Genomic DNA, 18,432 nt, shown 5'->3' with positions numbered 1-18,432 from the left:
GGATGAACATCACCGAGCTGTCCATCCGCCGCCCCGTCACCACCATCATGCTGTTCGTGTCGATGGTGGTGATCGGCCTGATCGCCTCGTTCCGGCTGCCGCTGGAGGCCGAGCCGGAAGCCACCATTCCGTTCTTCTTCGTCTCGCTGCCGTATCCCGGATCGACCCCCGAAGAGGTCGAGCGCAACCTGCTGCGGCCGGTGGAGGAGGCCATCGCCACGATGCCCGGCATCAAGACGATGAACTCGCGCGCCAATGCCGAAGGCGGCCAGATCCAGGTCGAATTCAGCGATTGGGACCGGGACATCGCGATGGCAGCCTCCGAGGCGCGCGAACGCATCGATGCGGTGCGAGACGAGTTGCCGGATGATTTCCGCCGCTATTACGTGCAGCGTTGGAGCACCAGCGACCAGGAGGCGATCAGCCTTCGCCTCAGTAGCCAGGAAGACCTGACGGCCCGCGCCGACCTGCTGGAGCGCAGCATCAAGCAGCATCTGGAACGGTTGCCGGGTGTGGCGCGCGTCGAGGTCGAGGGCGTGGCAAGGCAGGAAGTGCTGGTCGCCCTGGACAAGGACCGCATCAGTGCTCACGGGGTCGCGCTCAACGAGCTGGTCGGCAAGTTGCAGGCGGCCAACTTCTCCGTGTCCGCCGGGCAGATCACCGAAGACGGCCGCCGCCTGCGCGTGCAGCCGCGCGGCGAGTTGCTCGAACTGCAGGCGTTGCGCGACCTGCCGATCGATGGGCGCGGCACGCGCCTGTCCGATATCGCCGATGTCAGCCTGCAGCCGCAGCGCATGAATTACGTGCGCAAGATGGAAGGCAAGCCCAGCGTGGGCGTGGACATCTACAAGGAGCGTTCGGCTAACCTCGTCGACCTGTCGAGGACGGTGGGCAAGGAAGTGGAGGCGCTGCGTCAGGACCCGGCGATGCACGGGGTCGACATCGAGGTCGCCTGGGATTCGGGCAAGGCGGTGACCAGTTCGCTGCTGGCGCTGGCGGAAGCGGGGGCGATCGGCCTGCTGCTGTCGGTGATCGTGCTGTACGCCTTCCTGCGCCACTGGCCGTCGACGCTGATGGTGTCGATGGCCATCCCGATCTGCTTCATCATGACGCTCGGCTTCATGTACTTCGTCGGGATAAGCCTGAACATCATCTCGATGATGGGCCTGCTGCTTGCGGTCGGCATGCTGGTCGACAATGCGGTGGTGGTGGTCGAAAGCATCTACCAGGAACGGGAGAAGTTCCCCGACCAACCGGAGGTCGCCTCGATCATCGGTACCCGCCACGTGGCGATCGCGCTGTCGGCCGGCACCCTGTGCCACTGCGTGGTGTTCCTGCCGATGATGTTCGGCGAGAAGAACATCATCACGATCTACCTCTCGCAGCTGGCGGTCACCATCTCGTTCTCGCTGCTGGCTTCGTGGCTGGTGGCCGTGAGCCTGATCCCCATGCTGTCGGCGCGGATGAAGACGCCGCCTGCCGTGAAGTCTCCACTGATCAGCCGTCTGCAGGACCGCTATGCGCGCGTACTGCGCTGGACGCTGGAAAATCGTGGCTGGAGCGTCGCCGGCATCCTGCTGATCTCGGCGGTCAGCGTCTTTCCGATGATGAATACCAGCGGGGGCGGTGACGACAACGATCCAGACGAGATCAACATCTTCTACCAGTGGAAAGGCTCCTACTCGAAGGAGGAGATGGGCAAGGAAGTGCAGCGGGTGGAGGACTTCGTCAATGCCAACCGCAAGGAGTTCCACATCAAGCGGGTGTACAGCCGCTACTCCGAGCAGGGTTGGGCGCAGACGCGGCTCTACCTGGACATCGACGATCGCGAGATCAGCAAGAAGATCGAGGAGGAGGTCCGCAAGGGCCTGCCACAGTCGGCGCGGGCCAAGCTCGGCATCGGCTGGCCGGGCGGCATGGGCAGCGAAGGCCAGGGTGTGCGCTTCAGCCTGATCGGCGATTCCAGCCAGACACTGCAGGAACTGGCCGAGGACATCATGCCCATCCTGGCGCGCGATCCGAAACTGCGCGACGTGCGCGTGGACGTCGGCGACGCCAATTCCGAGCTGGCGGTACAGGTGAACCGCGAACGTGCGGCGTCCTACGGTTTCAGCGCGCAGCAGGTGGCGCAGTTCGTCGGCATGGCATTGCGTGGCTCGTCGCTGCGCGATTTCCACCGCGACGACGTGGAGATACCGGTCAACGTGCGCTTCGCCGGGTCGGACCACTATGGCATCGAGGACCTGTCCTCGTTCATGGTACGCAGCGCCTCGGGACAGGAAGTCCCCCTGCTGGCAATGGTCGACGTCAACGTCAACCCCGCCGCCACGTCCATTCAGCGCCTGAACCGGCAGACCATGCTGCGGATCGAGGCGGGACTGGCCAAGGACGTTTCGATGGAGGACGCGCGCAAGTCCGTGGAGACCACGTTGGACGGCATGGAATTCCCGCCCGGCTATGGTTATACGTTCAATGGAGCGGGCTTCAACATCAACTTCGATGGCATGGACCAGATGGTCACCGCCATCATGATCGCGCTGGTGTTGATGCTGGTGATCATGGCGGCGGTGTTCGAATCGCTGCTGTTCCCCGTCGCCATCATGTCCTGCGTGCTGTTCTCGATCTTCGGCGTGTACTGGCTGTTCTGGCTGACGGGAACCGAGATGAACATCATGGCGGTGATCGGCATCCTGGTGCTGATGGGCGTGGTGGTGAACAACGGCATCGTGATGATCGAGCACATCAACAACCTCCGGCGGCGCGGCATGGCGCGAACGGATGCGCTGGTGGAAGGCAGTCGCGAACGCCTGCGCCCGATCATGATGACGATGGGCACCGCGATCCTGGCGATGATCCCGATCGCGCTGAACACGCAGACGGCCGATGGCATGCCGCCTTACCACCCGATGGCGCGCGCCATCGCAGGCGGATTGGCGTTCTCGACGGTCGTCAGCCTGCTGTTCCTGCCGACCATCTACGCACTGCTGGACGACCTGCGCAGCGGGACCGCCCGTTCTATCAAACGGGCGCGCCAGCGCCGCGGCCAGGCGCCTGCCGTGGCAGGTGCCACCAGCCCGCACGGGGACTGACGCGGGCAGCATAAAAAGAAGCCGGGCATCGCCCGGCTTTTTCTTTGGGTGGTGCGTCGGGGGAAGGATCAGCCGACCAGCTTGCCCAGCATCCGCAATCCGCCGGTCCACCCGCCGATGGCGGTGCCCAGGCTGGTCAGGAAGAAGTTCAGCAGCACGCGGGCCACGCGGTTCTTCCACCAGCCGCGCATCGTCTGCACATCGTCGCGCAGCGCCATGAAGTCCGCATACGTCGGCTTGCGCAGCGTCGCTTCCACGAACGCGCTGACGGTGCCCGACGCGAGCGCCGGGTGCAGCGGCGTGAGCGGCGAGGAGATGAAGGCCGCGAGGATGCTGAGCGGGTGGCCGCCCGCGACCGCACAGCCGATGGCGCCGAGGATGCCAGTGGCCAGCACCCATTGCAGCAGCAGGTCCGAGCCGACATCCACGCCGCCCTGCCAGAAACCCCAGGCGAAGCCGCCGATCAGGAACACGCCGATGACCAGTTCCATCCACGGGAACCGCGACTTGGCCTTGACGACCTCAAGTGAACGGCGGAGCTGGGCGGGATCGGCGGTGTCGTCCTTCAGATGCCGGGTCAGGCCGGGCAGGTGGCCCGCGCCGACGACCGCGAGCACGCGGTAGGGCGCCGCCGCGTCGGCCGGCTTGCCGGCGGCGACCTGGCGCAGGGCGGACGCCATGTACTGGTCGCGCTCGGCGATGATGGCCTGGTAGAGCTGCGGGCTTTCGGCGGCGAACTCGCCGAAGCTCGATTCCATCAGGTCGCCCTGCTTGAGCTTTTCGATCTCGTCGTCGCCGACTTCCTCGTCGCCGAACATGCTGGCCAGGATGCCTGCGCCCACCTTCGTACGCTGCCACCAGCCCAGCGACTGCAATGCGCGCTTGAAGGTCAGCCCGACTTCGCGGTCGATCAGGTGGACCGGCAGTCCGCGCGCTTTCGCATCCAGTGCGCCTGCTTTCAGCTCTTCGCCCGGCTCGACATCGAGTTGTTCGGCCAGCCGGCGCTGGTACGCCGCGAGCGCGAGGTTGGCGGCGAACAGATGCGTCTTGCCTTCGCGGATGACCTTCACCAGGTCCAGTCGCGCCAGTGTGTCGGGGTCGGTCAGTGACTGCAGGCGGCCCGCATCCAGTTCCACCGCCACGCTGTCGTAGTCGCCGCTGGCGACGGCGGCGCGTACGGCGTCGACGCTGGCGCGCGACACGTGGGCGGTGCCGAGCAGCGTGTAACGCACACCGTCGCGTTCGACGATCTCGTGGGGTTGTCCGTGCAGCGGGTCGGCAACGGCGTCAATCGATTCGGTCATCGGGTCGTTCGTCAGGTCAATCGTCTTTCGGAGGCGCGGCGGTGCCGTCGCCGAGGGGGCGCTGCATCTGCACGGTGTCCAGCCAGCGGTCGTGCTTCCAGGCGATGCCGCGGAAGATGCCGACCAGGGTGAAGCCGAACTTCTCGTGCAGGCGGATGGAGGCGGTGTTGGTGGGTTCGCCGATCACGGCGATCATCTGCCGGTAGCCGCGCGCTTCGCAGGCTGCGATCAGCGCCTGCATCAGCGCAGCGCCGATGCCCTGGCCCTGCTGACCGGGGACCACGTAGACCGAGTTCTCCACGGTCTTGCGATAGCCCGCGCGGGCGCGGTAGCTGCCTGCGTAGGCGTAACCCACGAAGCGGCCGTCGAGTTCCGCGACGAGGTACGGATAGCCCGCATCCAGCAGGCCCTGCATGCGACGCGCCATCTCGGCCTCGTCCGGCACGTCGTACTCGTAGGTGTTGACGTGGTCGCGGACTTCGTCCGCATAGAGGACGGCGATGGCCGGCACGTCGGCCGGCGTGGCGTCACGGACGATCAGCGGCACGCCGGGACCTCAGTCGATGTAGCGCTTGAGCAGGTCGCCGTACGCATCGATGCGGCGGTCGCGCAGGAACGGCCAGATGCGGCGGACGTGTTCGCTGCGTGCCATGTCGACGTCGGCCATCAGGATGGTCTCGTCGGCGCCGGCTTCGGCGATGAACTCGCCCTGCGGGCCGAGCACATGACTGTTGCCCCAGAACTGGATGCCGGAGGCACCGAGCGGCGAGGCCTCGTGGCCGACGCGGTTGCAGCTCAATACCGGCAGGCCGTTGGCGACGGCATGGCCGCGATGGCTCAGCACCCAGGCGTCGCGCTGGCGGTTCTTCTCCGGTTGTTCGTCATCCGGATCCCAGCCGATCGCGGTGGGGTACAGCAGCAGGTCCGCGCCGGCCAACGCCATCAGGCGCGCAGCTTCCGGATACCACTGGTCCCAGCAGACCAGCACGCCAAGACGGCCGACCGAGGTGTCGATCGGCGTGAAGCCGATGTCGCCCGGCGTGAAATAGAACTTCTCGTAGAAGCCCGGGTCGTCCGGGATATGCATCTTGCGGTACTTGCCCGCGATGCTGCCGTCCTTCTCATAGACGACGGCGGTGTTGTGGTACAGGCCGGCGGCGCGGCGTTCGAACAGCGACGACACCAGCACCACGCCATGCTGCTTCGCCAGCCTTCCGAGCCGCTCGGTGCTGGGTCCGGGGATCGGTTCGGCGAGATCGAACTCGTGCACGGATTCGTGCTGGCAGAAGTAGGGGCCGTTGTGCAGTTCCTGCAGCAGCACCAGCTTCGCGCCGCGCTTGGCCGCTTCGGCGACACGCGCCTCGATCACCGACAGGTTGGCGTCGGCGTCGCCGTGGTTCTTTTCCTGGATCAGGGCAACGGGCAGGGTGGTGCGGCTCATCGTGCGAGGCGGGGTCTATCGAGGGGAGGGCGCATGGTACCGCGTCCCCCGTGATGGCAGGCGTCCCGGGGGTGAACGCACGGCTTCAGGGCGTGTCGTGCGTCGCTTCCAGCCGCTTCTGCCGCCTGCCCAGCGCCACACCGGTAACCGCCCATGCCACAGCCACGCCTGCGCCGATGAACATGGCGGCCGCAGGATGCTCCGCCAGCACGTCGAGCGCCCGCTTGACCCAGCCGCTCAGCGCATCGCCACCGCGGTAGACCACGGTATCGATGAAGTTCTTCGCCTTGTACTTCTGTTCCGCAGGGACCACGGTGTAGAGCATCTCGCGGCCGGGCCGCACGAAGGCGTACTCGCCCGCCCGCCGCACCACCATCACCACCACGAAGACCGCGAACACCGGCGACAGCGCCAGCCACAGGAAGCCGCCGGCCATGATCACCGGCACGGCCACCAGCAGCACGCCCACGCCCAGCTTCTGCGCGATGCGGCCGGTGATGAACAGCTGGCTGAGTATGGCCAAGGTCTGCACCACGGTGTCGATCAGGCCGAAGACCTGTGTCTGCTCTTCCTTGTCGGTGAACCGCTCGGCGACCAGCTTTGCCTGCTCGAAATAGAGGAAGGTGGTGACCGTGGCCAGCAGCAGCACGAAGAACGCGATGCCGAGCAGGTATGGCGAGCGGAACACCGCGGTCGCACCGGCGAACGGATTGCCGCCCAGCGGCCGCTGCCGCTGTTCGGACGAACTGGCGCCGGCGGGCAACGGATGGCGATCGCGCCAGCGATGCAGCCAGGTCGCCGTCGCGGCGCTGGCCCCGATAAGCACGGCGGAGAAGAGCATCAGGCCGCCATGCCCCAGGGGCTTGACCAGCAGCGTGGTCAGCAGCGGCCCGGCCAGTCCGCCCAGGCTCGCGCCCGCGGCGATCAGCGCGAACAGGCGCTTGGCCTCGTGGCTTTCCATGACATCGGCGAGCACGCTCCAGGCCAGCGAGATCATCAGCAGGTTGATGACCGACACCCAGATGTAGAACGTGCGCGCCAGCCACACGTCGTCCGGGTTCGCCAGCATCGCGGCGCCGTAGCCCAGCAGGCTGGCCACCACCATGCCGAACACCCACGGCACGATGCGCCGCCGAGCGACCTTCGACGCGATCCAGCCGTACAGCGGAAGCACGACCAGGGTGGCGACGAAGGTGCCGGTGAACAGCCACTGCAGGTTGTCGACACCGCCCGCGACGCCCATCGTTTCGCGGATGGGTCGCAACATGAAATAACCGGCAAACAGCAGGAAGAACATCGCCAGTCCGGCGCCGACCACCGGCGCTTCGTGGTCGCGGACGTTGAACAGACGGGCGAGCCAGCCGGCAATGCCGGGCGCGGGAGGTGTCGACATCGGCTCAGGCCACCGCGGCGATCAGTGCATCGCGCTGCGCCGGGGTCAGGTCGGGACCCGTGCCTGCTTTCAGGTTGTCGGTCTGGCGATCGGGCTTTCCGGTCGCCGGAATCACCGCGGTGACCGCCGGATGGCTCAGGGCGAATTTCAGGAAGGCCTGCGCCCACGATGTGACGCCAGCCTCGGCCAGTGCGGGCGGCACGGGTTTGTCCTTCACCTGCGCGAACAGCCTGCCGTCCTCGAACGCGCGGTTGATCAGCACCGCCACGCCGAGCTCCTGCGCCAGCGGCAGCACGCGCTTTTCGGCGCTGCGGCTGGCGACCGAGTAGTTGATCTGCAGGAAATCCGGCTTTTCGGCCTGGACGATGGTGGCGAGTTCTTCCTGCGCACGCTCGACGTAATGCGTTACACCGACGTACTTCACCTTGCCCTGCGCCTTCAGTTCGCGCGCGACGGCCAGCTGCGCTTTCAGATCGCCCAGGTTGTGGACCTGCAGCAGCGCCACCTTCTCGGTTTTCAGGCGACGCAGCGTGTCTTCGAACTGCGCGATGCCCGCCTCGCGCCCCGTCACGCCGGACAGCTTGGTGGCCAGCCAGGCCTTGCCGGTCAGGTTCTGCTCGGCCAGCAGCGCGCCCATCACGTCCTCGGCGACGCTGTAGGTGGGCGCGGTATCGATCAAGGTCGCCCCGGCAGCGAAGAAGCGCTTCAGGACTTCACGCAGCGGATCCAGTTCGCTGGCGCTCTGGCCGACCTCGAAACTGCCCGAGGTGCCCATGCCGATGACGGGGACGCGCTCGCCCGTGGACGGGATGACGCGCGTGTTCAAGGCGCCCAATGCGGCGTCGGTGGTGGACGTTGCCGCGGTAGCGGCGGGAGGCGTCGTGCCGACGGCGCCGGCCTGGGCTGCGTCCCGGCAGGCCGCCAATCCAAGGCCGGCGGTGGCCAGCGCCGTGGTCGTCAGGAACTTGCGTCGTGAGTACACGGCCGTCTCCTCGATCAGGGGGAAACGGTGGTTATCCCGGATCGTGTGAGGCGAGATGTAAACGAAGCGTTCAATCTGTGCCCAACTGATGTCACGGTGCCATGAGCCGTGGCAAGGACGGGCTCAGCCGAGCAGTCCGGCCGGGAGTTGCATGGTGATGCAGTGCAGGCTGCCGTTCTGCCAGATCAGCGCCCGGCACGGCACCTGTACGATCTCACGGTCCGGATAGGCCTGTGCCAGTACCGCGGCGGCGGTATCGTCGGCCGCGTCGCCGTAGGCCGGCATCAACACGGCGCCGTTGATGATCAGGTAGTTCGCGTAGGACGCGGCAAGACGGCGGCCGTTGTCGATCACCGGCTGCGCCCACGGCAGCGGAAATGGGCGGTACGGGCGGCCATCGGCGGTGCGCAGGGCCGCGATGTCACCCGCCATCGCCTGCAGTTCCGCATGGTGCGCGTCGCTGGTGTCGTCGCAGGCCTGGTAGACGATCGCATCACCCGGTGCGAAGCGGGCAAGGGTGTCGATGTGGGCGTCGGTGTCGTCGCCATCCAGGTAGCCGTGGTCCAGCCAGAGCACCCGGTCCTGCTTCAGCCAGCGCGCCAGCTTTTCCGTCAGCTCCTCGCGCGATGCCTCGGGGTGCCGTTCGTGCAGGCACTGCCATGTCGTCAGCAGGGTGCCGGCACCGTCGGTTTCGATGGCGCCACCTTCCAACGCAAAATCAATACTTTGGACGAAATAGTTGTGAAAAAGCTGCATGCCGGACAGCTCGCCGACCAGCCGGTCGTCGCGGCTGGCTTCGTACTTGCCGCCCCAGCCGGTGAAGCGGAAGTCGAGCAGCTTGAAGCGGTCGCCGTCACGCAGGGTGATCGGGCCGGAATCGCGCAGCCAGGTGTCGTCGTACTCGGCGGGCACGAAGCGCACGCGCGTCATGTCCACGCGCGCGGAGCGCAGGCGGGCTTCGGCGTACGTCTGTAGGTCGTCGTCGGCGACGCAGATCGCCACGGGCTGGAAACGGGTGATCGCAGCGACCAGGGCGACGTAGGTTTCCTCTACCTCGGCGAGGCGGTCGGCCCAGTCGGTCTCGGCGTGCGGCCAAGCGATCAGGACCGCGGACTGGGGTTCCCACTCCGCGGGAAAGCGAAAGGCATCGGTCATGGTTTACGGGGCGCGGGTAGCGCCGGTCAGCGGATGGGGGGCTTGGGCCCGATTTCTTCGGCCGATGCCTTGTTCAGCACCACGTCGATGACGCGGCTCTTCTCGAAGTAGACCGTGAAACCGGGATATACCCAGCGTTGGATAACGGGCCACTGGCGCTTTTGGCCGCCGCGCGGTTCCAACTTCTGTTGCGGAGCGCCGAAGTGGGCCTCGACGTCCGCAGCGCTCTGGCCGCGCACGGGAGCAGCCGAAGCGGGTTTCTCCTGCGCGCGTTCAACCAGCAGGGTATCCGCGACGGCGTGGCCGGACAGGCCCAGCAAGGCAATCAAGGGTAGGGCAAGGACACGACGATTCATGCGATGGTTCCCCCGGGAAGACCTGCCATTTATAACAAATGGCAGGAAACAAAAAACCGCCCGAAGGCGGCTTTTCGCGCATTGCCGGCCAGTACGGTCGGCACCGCCGTGACTCAGCGCTGACGCGCCTTGAAACGGGGGTTGGACTTGCAGATCACGAAGACCTTACCGCGGCGGCGGACCACCTTGCAGTCGCGGTGACGGGCCTTCGCCGACTTCAGGGAGGACAGGACCTTCATGAGTTGAAACCTCGGCGTAAAGAATATGGGGTGGAGCGAAGCCGGCTATTCTAACGGCAATTCCATTGGGTTATCAAGCGGTTGCGCCTTTGGTTCGGCTGGCGGGCGCATGTCCGTCGCGCCGACGGGGGACGCAAACGCCATAATGGAGGCGAAAACCCTCTGGAGTGCCCATGTCCGATACCGCCCCTGTCCTGACGATCGATGGTCCCTCGGGGGCCGGCAAAGGCACTGTAAGTCGCCTGGCGGCTGCTCGCTTGGGTTGGCATTACCTTGATTCTGGCGCGCTCTACCGCGCGGTGGGCGTGGCGGCGAGTTGGGCGGACCTTGATGTCTCGGACCCGGCTGCCCTGGTCCGTTGCGCCTTCGATACCCGGGTCGGGTTCCGCGAGTCGGACCAAGGGCTGCGGGTGATCGTCGACGACCTGGACGCAACGGACGAGCTTCGTCTGGAAACCACGGGCGCGCTGGCGTCGGCCATTGCCGCGATTCCCGAGGTCCGCTCCGCGCTGAAGGAGCGCCAGCGCGCGTTCCGTCAGGCGCCGGGGTTGGTTGCCGACGGTCGCGACATGGGAACGGTCATCTTCCCGGATGCCGCCTATAAGGTCTTTTTGACGGCGAGCGCCGACGAACGGGCTGAGAGGCGCTATAAGCAGTTGAAAGACAAAGGGGTTTCCGTCACAATCGACGGTCTGCTGCGCGAGATCCTCGCCCGCGATGCCCGTGACGCCCAGCGCACGGTGGCGCCCCTGAGGCCGGCCGACGACGCCGTCCTTATCGACACCACCGGCCTTGGCATCGACGCCGTCGTCGAGCGCGTGCTGGCCCTCGTGCCATCACGCGCAGGTTGAGCCTCGCGCTGCAGAAGGTCCGTGCGGAATCCTCCGCATGGTTTTCCAACCACAACACTCACGGCCATACGCATCCCGCGCAGGCCGACAAACGGGTGGACCGTCTGCACTCGCGTGCGCCGGTCTGTGTCATCAATCGAGTATTTTTCAATGACCGAATCATTTGCCGAACTGTTTGAACAGAGCCAGACCCAACTGGCCAAGCTGAAGCCGGGCGCCATCGTCACCGGCGTCGTCGTGGAAGTCCGCAACGACGTCGTGGTGATCAATGCCGGCCTGAAGTCCGAAGGCATCGTGCCGATCGAACAGTTCCGGAACGACGCCGGCGAAATCGACGTGGGCGTGGGCGACGAAGTGAAGGTGGCCCTCGACTCGATCGAGAACGGCTTCGGCGAAACCGTCCTCTCGCGCGAGAAGGCCAAGCGCGCCATGGTGTGGGACGAGCTGGAGCAGGCGCTGGAGAAGAACGAGACCATCACCGGCCGCATCAGCGGCAAGGTCAAGGGTGGTTTCACCGTCGACATCAAGGACGTCCGCGCGTTCCTGCCGGGCTCGCTGGTCGACGTGCGACCCGTGCGCGACCCGGGTTACCTGGAAGGCAAGGAACTCGAGTTCAAGCTCATCAAGCTGGATCGCAAGCGCAACAATGTGGTCGTCTCCCGCCGTGCGGTGGTCGAGAGCGAGCATTCGGAAGAGCGCGAGCAGCTGATGGACAAGCTGCAGGAAGGCGTGGTGCTGAAGGGTGTGGTCAAGAACCTCACCGACTACGGCGCGTTCGTCGACCTGGGCGGCATCGACGGCCTGCTGCACATCACCGACATGGCCTGGAAGCGCGTGCGTCATCCGTCCGAAGTCGTGGAAGTCGGCCAGGAACTGGACGTCCGCGTGCTGAAGTACGACCGTGAGCGCAACCGCGTCTCGCTGGGCCTGAAGCAGCTGGGCGAGGATCCGTGGGACAACATCGCCCGCCGTTACCCGGCCAACAGCCGCGTATTCGGCAAGGTCTCCAACGTCACCGATTACGGCGCGTTCGTCGAGATCGAGCCGGGCGTCGAAGGCCTGGTGCACGTGTCCGAGATGGATTGGACCAACAAGAACGTCAACCCGTCCAAGGTTGTCCAGGTTGGCGATGAAGTCGAAGTCATGGTGCTGGACGTGGACGAAGAGCGTCGCCGCATCTCGCTGGGCATGAAGCAGGTCGCCGCCAATCCGTGGGAAACCTTCGCGGCCACCCACAAGAAGAACGACAAGGTGTCCGGCCAGATCAAGTCGATCACCGACTTCGGCATCTTCATCGGCCTGGACGGCGGCATCGACGGCCTGATCCACCTGTCCGACATCAGCTGGAACACCACCGGCGAAGACATCGTGCGCAACTTCAAGAAGGGCGACACGCTGGAAGCCGTGGTGCTGGCCGTCGATCCGGAGCGCGAGCGCATCAGCCTGGGCGTGAAGCAGCTGGAGCAGGATCCGTTCGGTCAGTACATGGCTGCGCACCCGAAGGGTTCGAAGGTCGAAGGCACGGTGAAGGAAGTGGACGCCAAGGGCGCCACGGTAGAACTGGCCGATGGCATCGAAGGCTACGTCATGGCGCGCGACATCAGCTACGACCGCGTGGACGACGCCAGCCAGCACCTGAAGGTGGGCGACAAGGTCGAAGCCAAGTTCATCGGCATGGACCGCAAGGGCCGCACGCTGCAGCTGTCGATCAAGGCGAAGGACGAAGCCGACACGGCCGAAGCGTTGGCTGAGTACAACAAGTCGGCCGCCGAAGCGTCCACCGGCACCACCAGCCTGGGTGCGCTGCTGCGTGCACAGCTGGACGGTGGCAAGTCCGAGTAAGCGGCCCGCGCCGTTGCAGTACCGCCAGTAGTAACGTTCCCCGCCGGCCCGGAGATCCCGGGCCGGCGCGGGTACATATCCGCCCCAATTCCGCACGCGATGACCAAATCCGAACTCATCGAGATCCTCAGCCGCCGCCAGCCGCACCTCAAGGCGGAAGACGTCGATCTGGCCGTCAAGGCACTATTGGAAATGATGGGCGGCGCCCTGTCGCAGGGCGACCGTATCGAGATCCGTGGGTTCGGCAGCTTTTCGCTGCACTATCGTCCGCCGCGCATGGGTCGCAATCCGAAGACCGGTGAGTCGGTCGCATTGCCGGCCAAACACGTCCCCCATTTCAAACCGGGCAAGGAGCTGCGCGAGCGCGTCAGCGGCGTTACGCCCATTGAGGAAAGCGGCGAATAGCCCGCTGCCGGCGCGTGTCGTTCCGCGTCGAGTCCGTTAAGCTAGGCGTCGTCCTGCAAGGAGTCGCCTGATGAACATGTTCCGTCTGGTTGTAGCACTGCTGTTCCTGGCCTACGGACTCATCATCGGCGTGCTCAACACGCAGCCGATCACGCTGAAACTCCTGTTCACCGAATTCCAGACGTCGTCCGGCGTCGGCATCATGCTGTCCCTGCTGCTGGGCGTGGTGGTGGGTGGGTTGATCGTCGTCGCGACGCTGGTGTGGCCGCTCTACGCCAAATTGCGCAAGGCGACTCGCATGCAGCCTCCGGCCGCTGGTGCAGGGGCATCGAACACTGACAGCGGTCTCTGAGTCATGGCGTTCCTGACGGAGTGGTTCTGGTTCTTCCTGTTTCTCCCGCTGGCCGCGCTTAGCGGCTGGGTCATCGGCCGTCGAGGAGGACAACGGCATGGCGATACGCAGGTCAGCAGGCTATCTAGCACGTACTTCCGCGGTTTGAACTACCTCCTGAACGAACAGCCTGACAAGGCGATCGAGTTGTTCCTGCATATCGCGGAGTTGGACAAGGAAACGTTCGAAACGCAGGTGGCGCTGGGTCATCTGTTCCGTCGCCGCGGCGAGGTAGACCGCGCCATTCGTCTTCATCAGGGTCTGGTGCAACGCGCCGACCTGAGTGATGCACAGCGTGTACAGGCGCTGCTGGCCTTGGGCGAGGATTACATGCGCTCGGGACTTCTTGATCGCGCGGAGACCGTCTTTACCGACCTGGCCCAGATCGACCAACGGGCCCCCCAGGCGCTCAAGCATCTTATCGGCATCTACCAGGCAGAGCGCGACTGGGAGAAGGCGATCGATAATGCACGGCGCTACGAAGATGTCACAGCCGAACCGATGGGCAAGCTGGTCGCACAGTTCGAATGCGAACTGGCCGAACGGCAACGCACCGCCAACAGCATCGAGGCTGCACGTGCCGCGGTGGCCCGCGCCTACCAGGCAGACGCTGGCAGCGTGCGAGCAGGCATTATCGAGGGTCGCATCGAGTCCGACACAGGCAACGCCGAGGCTGCGATTCGCGCATTCGAGCGTGCGGCCAGGCATGACCCCGACTACCTTCCAGAGGTCTTGCCCAGTCTGTTGGCGAGCTATGAATTGGTGGAAGATTTTTCTGGCGCGCGGGCATTCCTGTCCGAGATGTGCGAGCACTATCGAGGAATCGCTCCCGTGCTGGCGCTGACGAAGCTGGTCGAGCGCCAGGATGGTGTGGCCGCGGCGCGCGCCTACCTGGCACGCCAACTCAAAGACCGTCCCTCGGTTCGTGGCGAAGCCGCCCTGATCGATCTGACGCTTGCCGAGGGAGCGGATCCCTCGGCGACCCTGCATGATCTGAAGCACATCACCGACCAGTTGCTGGTGCGTAATCCAAGCTACCGTTGCGCCCGATGTGGCTTTGGCGCGCGTACCCATCACTGGCAATGCCCAAGCTGCAAGGAGTGGGGCACCATCAAGCCGCTGTTGAACTACGCGGTGGTCTGATGCCCGGCCTGCTGGTTTGGCTGGGGGCAGCAGCAGGGGGGGCCGCCGTCGGAACGTGGCTCGCACGTCGCTATGCATTGCGCGGCGATCTGCTGGATCAGCCTGGTGAGCGTCGCAGCCATCAGGTTCCCACCCCGAGAGGTGGTGGTATCGCAATCGTCGTGGTGGTAGTTGCTGCAGGCCTGTTCTTGGTGTCGCAGCAGGCCCGCTTGGATGCCTTGTGGATGGGTTTCCTGCCCGGGCTCTTGATCGTGGCCGCGATCGGTTGGTGGGACGATCATCGCCCGCTATCACCCTGGTCGCGGCTGGCGGTACAGGCCGTGGCCGCCCTGATGCTGGCCGCGGGGGCGGGGTGGCAAAGCGGCCAATGGCTACCGGCCCTGCTGTCGTTCGGGACAGCAATCGTACTGGTCAATGTCTGGAACTTCATGGATGGAATCAATGGGCTGGCCAGCAGTCAGGCGGCACTGTCGGCTCTTGCTTATGCCGGACTGTTGACGGGGGAGTGGCGTTGGTTGGCGTTGGCGTTGTTTGCCGCGTGCCTGGGCTTCCTTCCGTTCAATTTCCCGAGGGCCCGGATTTTTCTTGGGGATGTAGGCAGTGGCGCACTCGGGTACGCACTTGCAGGCCTCTTGGCCGCTGCGTTGGTTGCGCTACCACCGGCAAAAGTCACGCTGGCGTTGCTCCCCTTATGCGCTTTCCTTGTCGACGCAGGCTTCACGTTGACGGGGCGCATCCTGCGCGGGGAAAGATGGTGGACGCCCCATGTCGGCCACCTCTATCAGGCGGGTGCGCGACGTTTTGGTCATGCGCGGGTAACTTTGGTTTACATGGCGTTCGGCGGCGTTAGCTTATTGTTAATCAATGTATTGTCGTCCGAAGCACTGGTGGTCACCGGTTCGGCGGCAATGGTGATGTATGGTGTTGGCGGGGTGCTGTGGTTTTGGTTACGCCGAGGATGGCGTGGCTAGTATTCGGAGAGGGAGCTGATGGAATCTTGGCGAGACCGATTGAGCGGATTCATGCCGCGAGCGTTGGTGGCCGTCCATGACTTGGCCATGGTCTGGCTGTGCTGGCAGGTACTGCACCGTTTGCGCTACGCCATGCTGGCGCACTCACCGGAGTTTCCGTTCTGGTCGAACGAGATCGCGGTTGTTCTGCTGGCGCAGGGCACTGTCTTCTGGTGGATGGGGCTTTACCGGGGGCTATGGCGTTTCGCCAGCCTGCCCGATTTATGGAACATCGTTAAAGCTTGCGCGCTTGGCTTCCTGGGCGTGGTTCTGGGTCTGTTCTTCTACAACCGGTTCGGATCGACACCGCGCGCAGTCCTCGGTCTTTATCCGTTCGTGCTGGTGGGATTTCTCGGTCTACCACGGCTTGCTTACCGCGCTTGGAAAGACAGCCAGTTGCAGCAGGGGAGCGAGAATGCATCCCGTGTATTGATCCTGGGTGCTGGCCGTGCGGGTGAAGCGCTTGTCCGGGAACTCCGCCGGACCGGCGTGTATCACCCGGTGGCTTTCCTTGATGATGCGTCGCGGCTTCAGGGATCGAAGTTGCTTGGCATTCCAGTGCTCGGCGGACTGGAGAACGCCGCAGCGGTGGCTCGGGAGACTGCTGCGCGGATGCTCGTCATCGCCATGCCGTCGCTTGATGCACCGGCGATGCAGCGCGTCGTGGCGATCTGCGAAAGCACGGGGCTGCCTTTCCGGATGGTGCCCCGTCTGATCAATGTCCTCGAAGGCCAGTCCATGCCGGGCGATCTCAAGGAGGTCGCGATCGAGGACCTGCTGGGTCGGAAATCGGTCACGCCCGATTGGAAGCTCATCCGCGGCTGGCTGGGCGGGCGTACCGTCATGGTGACGGGTGCAGGAGGCTCGATCGGCTCGGAACTGTGCCGTCAGTGCGCCCGCCACGGTGCACAGCGGATCGCACTGGTCGAAATCGACGAACTCGCACTCATCACGATCCAAGGCGACTTGCGTCGCGCGTTCCCCGATCTTGAGGTACTCCCCGTGCTGGGCAACTGCGGTGATCCTGCGGTCATCGCGCATGCCTTGCGCGTTGCCGATCCGGATGCCGTCTTCCATGCTGCTGCATACAAACAGGTGCCATTGCTGGAGGGGCATCTGCGCGAAGCGGTTGGCAACAACGTGCTTGCAACGGAGACGGTGGCACGCGCTTGTCGCGAAGCCAATGTCGGCACCTTCGTCCTGATCTCGACGGATAAGGCGGTAGATCCGGCCAACGTGCTGGGTGCGACCAAGCGGTTGGCTGAAATGGCATGCCAGGCACTGGATGATGGGCGCGCCAGCACGAGGTACGTGACGGTGCGGTTTGGCAACGTGCTGGACTCTGCGGGTAGCGTCGTACCGTTGTTCCGCGATCAGATCCGCAAGGGTGGACCGGTGACGGTCACCGATCCGGACGTGACGCGTTATTTCATGACCATCCCCGAAGCATGTCAGCTGATCCTGCAGGCGGCCTCGGGTGCAGCGCACGCGTCGATCTATACCTTGGACATGGGTGATCCGGTGCCGATTCGCTTGCTGGCCGAGCAGATGATCCGATTGGCAGGCAAACAGCCGGGACGTGATATCGCGATTGTCTATACGGGCCTGCGTCCGGGCGAGAAGCTCCATGAAACGCTATTCCATGCGGAAGAGCGGTATCAGCCAACGTCCCACTCGAAGATCATGAAGGCGCTGGCACGCGATGTGTCGCCAGAATTCATTGATCTCGCTTTGCAGCGTCTGCGCGCGGCCTACACCCGCTATGACACCGTTGAGCTCGCGGAGGTGCTGAGGGTGGCCGTGCCCGAATTCTCGCCACTGTCAAACGATCAGGACGAGGCGTCGGCTAATATTGTCGTATTCCCCGGACGTGACGCGCGCAGGACACGATGACGCAAGCCAGAATCCGCAAGGCTGTTTTCCCGGTCGCGGGGCTTGGCACCCGTTTCCTACCGGCCACCAAGACTGTCCCCAAGGAAATGCTGCCGATCATTGATCGGCCGCTGATCCAGTACGCTGTGGACGAAGCTGTCGAGGCGGGCTGTGACACGCTGATTTTCGTCACCAACCGCTACAAGCATGCGGTGGCGGACTACTTCGACAAGGCATATGAGCTTGAACAGAAGCTCGAGCGTGCCGGTAAGGCCGAACAGTTGGAACTGGTGCGGAACGTATTGCCGCCCTATGTTCGGGCCGTGTTCGTTACCCAGGCCGAGGCGCTGGGGCTTGGACACGCGGTACTTTGCGCGAAACCGATTGTCGGGAACGAGCCCTTTGCGGTGCTGCTGCCCGATGATCTGATCTGGAACCGTGGTCCAGGTGCCTTGAAACAGATGGCCGACGCTGCGCAAGCCAGTGGTGGGAGCGTCATCGCCGTGCAAGATGTGCCGCCGGAGCAGACCGGCAGCTACGGTATCGTCGCGACCGAGGCTTTCAATGGTCGCGAGGGGCGCATCAACGCCATCGTCGAGAAGCCCCGGCCGGATGTGGCGCCCAGCACGTTGGCTGTTGTCGGCCGTTACGTGCTGGATGCGCGTATTTTCTCGTTGCTCGAGAATACGACGCCGGGTACAGGCGGTGAAATCCAATTGACGGATGCCATCGCGGCGTTGCTCTCGGAGAAGCCGGTCCATGCTTATCGTTTCCAGGGTACGCGCTTCGATTGCGGTACGCACATCGGCCTGATTGAAGCGACCATCCGTTATGCACTTGATCACGAGAAGCTCAGCGACGCCGCGCGCGGCATGATGCAGAGTGCCTTGAACGAGTTGGGTGTCCACGACCTCGGCTGACGGCATGCGTATCGGTGCCACTCCATGTTCAGCTGAACC

Annotated in this window: 17 protein-coding genes; 9 read left to right on the top strand and 8 right to left on the bottom strand. The window is 64.6% G+C overall.

The window, feature by feature from the left end; all coding sequences use genetic code 11:
• Positions 1-2 precede the first annotated feature (2 nt).
• The gene (locus AX730_RS11510) at positions 3-3,089 is read left to right on the top strand and encodes an efflux RND transporter permease subunit (RefSeq protein WP_062356453.1); all 3,087 of its coding nucleotides are present in this window, start codon (positions 3-5) and stop codon (positions 3,087-3,089) included.
• 68 nt (positions 3,090-3,157) lie between these two features.
• On the opposite strand, the gene AX730_RS11505 is transcribed toward AX730_RS11510, so the two are convergent.
• From AX730_RS11505 to ykgO, 8 genes are all read right to left on the bottom strand, one after another.
• Complete coding sequence (locus AX730_RS11505; protein WP_062356450.1) at positions 3,158-4,393, bottom strand: TraB/GumN family protein; 1,236 nt, start codon at positions 4,391-4,393, stop codon at positions 3,158-3,160.
• A gap of 16 nt (positions 4,394-4,409) precedes the next feature.
• Positions 4,410-4,940, bottom strand: coding sequence for a GNAT family N-acetyltransferase (locus tag AX730_RS11500; protein ID WP_062356448.1), 531 nt, complete (start codon positions 4,938-4,940; stop codon positions 4,410-4,412).
• A gap of 9 nt (positions 4,941-4,949) precedes the next feature.
• Positions 4,950-5,834, bottom strand: a complete 885-nt coding sequence (locus tag AX730_RS11495) for a carbon-nitrogen hydrolase (RefSeq protein WP_062356445.1) — start codon at positions 5,832-5,834, stop codon at positions 4,950-4,952.
• Positions 5,835-5,919: 85 nt separating this feature from the next.
• Entirely contained in the window at positions 5,920-7,227 is a 1,308-nt protein-coding gene (locus AX730_RS11490; RefSeq protein ID WP_062356442.1) for an NTP/NDP exchange transporter, read from the bottom strand.
• Positions 7,228-7,231: 4 nt separating this feature from the next.
• Positions 7,232-8,209 (bottom strand): aldo/keto reductase, encoded by a 978-nt coding sequence (locus AX730_RS11485; RefSeq protein ID WP_062356439.1) that lies wholly within the window; start codon positions 8,207-8,209, stop codon positions 7,232-7,234.
• 123 nt (positions 8,210-8,332) lie between these two features.
• A complete protein-coding gene (locus AX730_RS11480) occupies positions 8,333-9,364 on the bottom strand; it encodes an agmatine deiminase family protein (protein WP_062356436.1) in 1,032 nt (343 codons plus the stop codon).
• Positions 9,365-9,390: 26 nt separating this feature from the next.
• On the bottom strand, positions 9,391-9,720 hold the full coding sequence (locus AX730_RS11475; RefSeq protein WP_062356433.1) for a hypothetical protein: 330 nt from the start codon (positions 9,718-9,720) through the stop codon (positions 9,391-9,393).
• 113 nt (positions 9,721-9,833) lie between these two features.
• Positions 9,834-9,959, bottom strand: coding sequence for a type B 50S ribosomal protein L36 (ykgO, locus tag AX730_RS11470; RefSeq protein ID WP_010342887.1), 126 nt, complete (start codon positions 9,957-9,959; stop codon positions 9,834-9,836).
• Between the two features lie 173 nt (positions 9,960-10,132).
• On the opposite strand from ykgO, the gene cmk reads away from it, so the two are divergent.
• The 8 genes from cmk (at position 10,133) to galU (ending at position 18,393) form a co-directional block, all read left to right on the top strand.
• Complete coding sequence (cmk, locus tag AX730_RS11465; protein ID WP_062356431.1) at positions 10,133-10,810, top strand: (d)CMP kinase; 678 nt, start codon at positions 10,133-10,135, stop codon at positions 10,808-10,810.
• Between the two features lie 150 nt (positions 10,811-10,960).
• Positions 10,961-12,652: a 30S ribosomal protein S1 gene (gene rpsA / locus AX730_RS11460; RefSeq protein WP_062356428.1), complete on the top strand. Its 1,692-nt coding sequence runs from the start codon at positions 10,961-10,963 to the stop codon at positions 12,650-12,652.
• Positions 12,653-12,751: 99 nt separating this feature from the next.
• Positions 12,752-13,057: an integration host factor subunit beta gene (locus AX730_RS11455; protein ID WP_062356426.1), complete on the top strand. Its 306-nt coding sequence runs from the start codon at positions 12,752-12,754 to the stop codon at positions 13,055-13,057.
• Between the two features lie 70 nt (positions 13,058-13,127).
• Positions 13,128-13,409, top strand: coding sequence for a lipopolysaccharide assembly protein LapA domain-containing protein (locus AX730_RS11450; RefSeq protein WP_062356423.1), 282 nt, complete (start codon positions 13,128-13,130; stop codon positions 13,407-13,409).
• 3 nt (positions 13,410-13,412) lie between these two features.
• The gene (lapB, locus tag AX730_RS11445) at positions 13,413-14,591 is read left to right on the top strand and encodes a lipopolysaccharide assembly protein LapB (protein ID WP_062356421.1); all 1,179 of its coding nucleotides are present in this window, start codon (positions 13,413-13,415) and stop codon (positions 14,589-14,591) included.
• Positions 14,591-15,562, top strand: coding sequence for an MraY family glycosyltransferase (locus tag AX730_RS11440; RefSeq protein ID WP_062356418.1), 972 nt, complete (start codon positions 14,591-14,593; stop codon positions 15,560-15,562). The genes lapB and AX730_RS11440 overlap by 1 nt, the downstream gene beginning before the upstream one ends.
• Before the next feature lie 18 nt (positions 15,563-15,580).
• Positions 15,581-17,494 (top strand): nucleoside-diphosphate sugar epimerase/dehydratase, encoded by a 1,914-nt coding sequence (locus AX730_RS11435; RefSeq protein WP_062356416.1) that lies wholly within the window; start codon positions 15,581-15,583, stop codon positions 17,492-17,494.
• On the top strand, positions 17,491-18,393 hold the full coding sequence (gene galU / locus AX730_RS11430) for a UTP--glucose-1-phosphate uridylyltransferase GalU (protein WP_083537871.1): 903 nt from the start codon (positions 17,491-17,493) through the stop codon (positions 18,391-18,393). Before AX730_RS11435 ends, galU begins: the two co-directional genes overlap by 4 nt.
• The last annotated feature ends 39 nt before the right edge of the window (positions 18,394-18,432 follow it).

The sequence above is a fragment of the Pseudoxanthomonas mexicana genome, assembly GCF_001556105.1.
Lineage (GTDB): Bacteria > Pseudomonadota > Gammaproteobacteria > Xanthomonadales > Xanthomonadaceae > Pseudoxanthomonas_A > Pseudoxanthomonas_A mexicana_A.
Note: the sequence above shows the minus strand (reverse complement) of the source record. Positions and strands in the feature narration are given on the sequence as shown.

Excerpts from the sequence above, each read along its gene's own strand:
- AX730_RS11510 (WP_062356453.1), top strand. The coding sequence starts at position 3 with ATGAACATCACCGAGCTGTCCATCCGCCGCCCCGTCACCACCATCATG.
- AX730_RS11505 (WP_062356450.1), bottom strand. The coding sequence starts at position 4,393 with ATGACCGAATCGATTGACGCCGTTGCCGACCCGCTGCACGGACAACCC.
- AX730_RS11495 (WP_062356445.1), bottom strand. The coding sequence starts at position 5,834 with ATGAGCCGCACCACCCTGCCCGTTGCCCTGATCCAGGAAAAGAACCAC.
- AX730_RS11490 (WP_062356442.1), bottom strand. The coding sequence starts at position 7,227 with ATGTCGACACCTCCCGCGCCCGGCATTGCCGGCTGGCTCGCCCGTCTG.
- AX730_RS11480 (WP_062356436.1), bottom strand. The coding sequence starts at position 9,364 with ATGACCGATGCCTTTCGCTTTCCCGCGGAGTGGGAACCCCAGTCCGCG.
- AX730_RS11475 (WP_062356433.1), bottom strand. The coding sequence starts at position 9,720 with ATGAATCGTCGTGTCCTTGCCCTACCCTTGATTGCCTTGCTGGGCCTG.
- ykgO (WP_010342887.1), bottom strand. The coding sequence starts at position 9,959 with ATGAAGGTCCTGTCCTCCCTGAAGTCGGCGAAGGCCCGTCACCGCGAC.
- cmk (WP_062356431.1), top strand. The coding sequence starts at position 10,133 with ATGTCCGATACCGCCCCTGTCCTGACGATCGATGGTCCCTCGGGGGCC.
- rpsA (WP_062356428.1), top strand. The coding sequence starts at position 10,961 with ATGACCGAATCATTTGCCGAACTGTTTGAACAGAGCCAGACCCAACTG.
- AX730_RS11455 (WP_062356426.1), top strand. The coding sequence starts at position 12,752 with ATGACCAAATCCGAACTCATCGAGATCCTCAGCCGCCGCCAGCCGCAC.
- AX730_RS11450 (WP_062356423.1), top strand. The coding sequence starts at position 13,128 with ATGAACATGTTCCGTCTGGTTGTAGCACTGCTGTTCCTGGCCTACGGA.
- lapB (WP_062356421.1), top strand. The coding sequence starts at position 13,413 with ATGGCGTTCCTGACGGAGTGGTTCTGGTTCTTCCTGTTTCTCCCGCTG.
- AX730_RS11440 (WP_062356418.1), top strand. The coding sequence starts at position 14,591 with ATGCCCGGCCTGCTGGTTTGGCTGGGGGCAGCAGCAGGGGGGGCCGCC.
- AX730_RS11435 (WP_062356416.1), top strand. The coding sequence starts at position 15,581 with ATGGAATCTTGGCGAGACCGATTGAGCGGATTCATGCCGCGAGCGTTG.
- galU (WP_083537871.1), top strand. The coding sequence starts at position 17,491 with ATGACGCAAGCCAGAATCCGCAAGGCTGTTTTCCCGGTCGCGGGGCTT.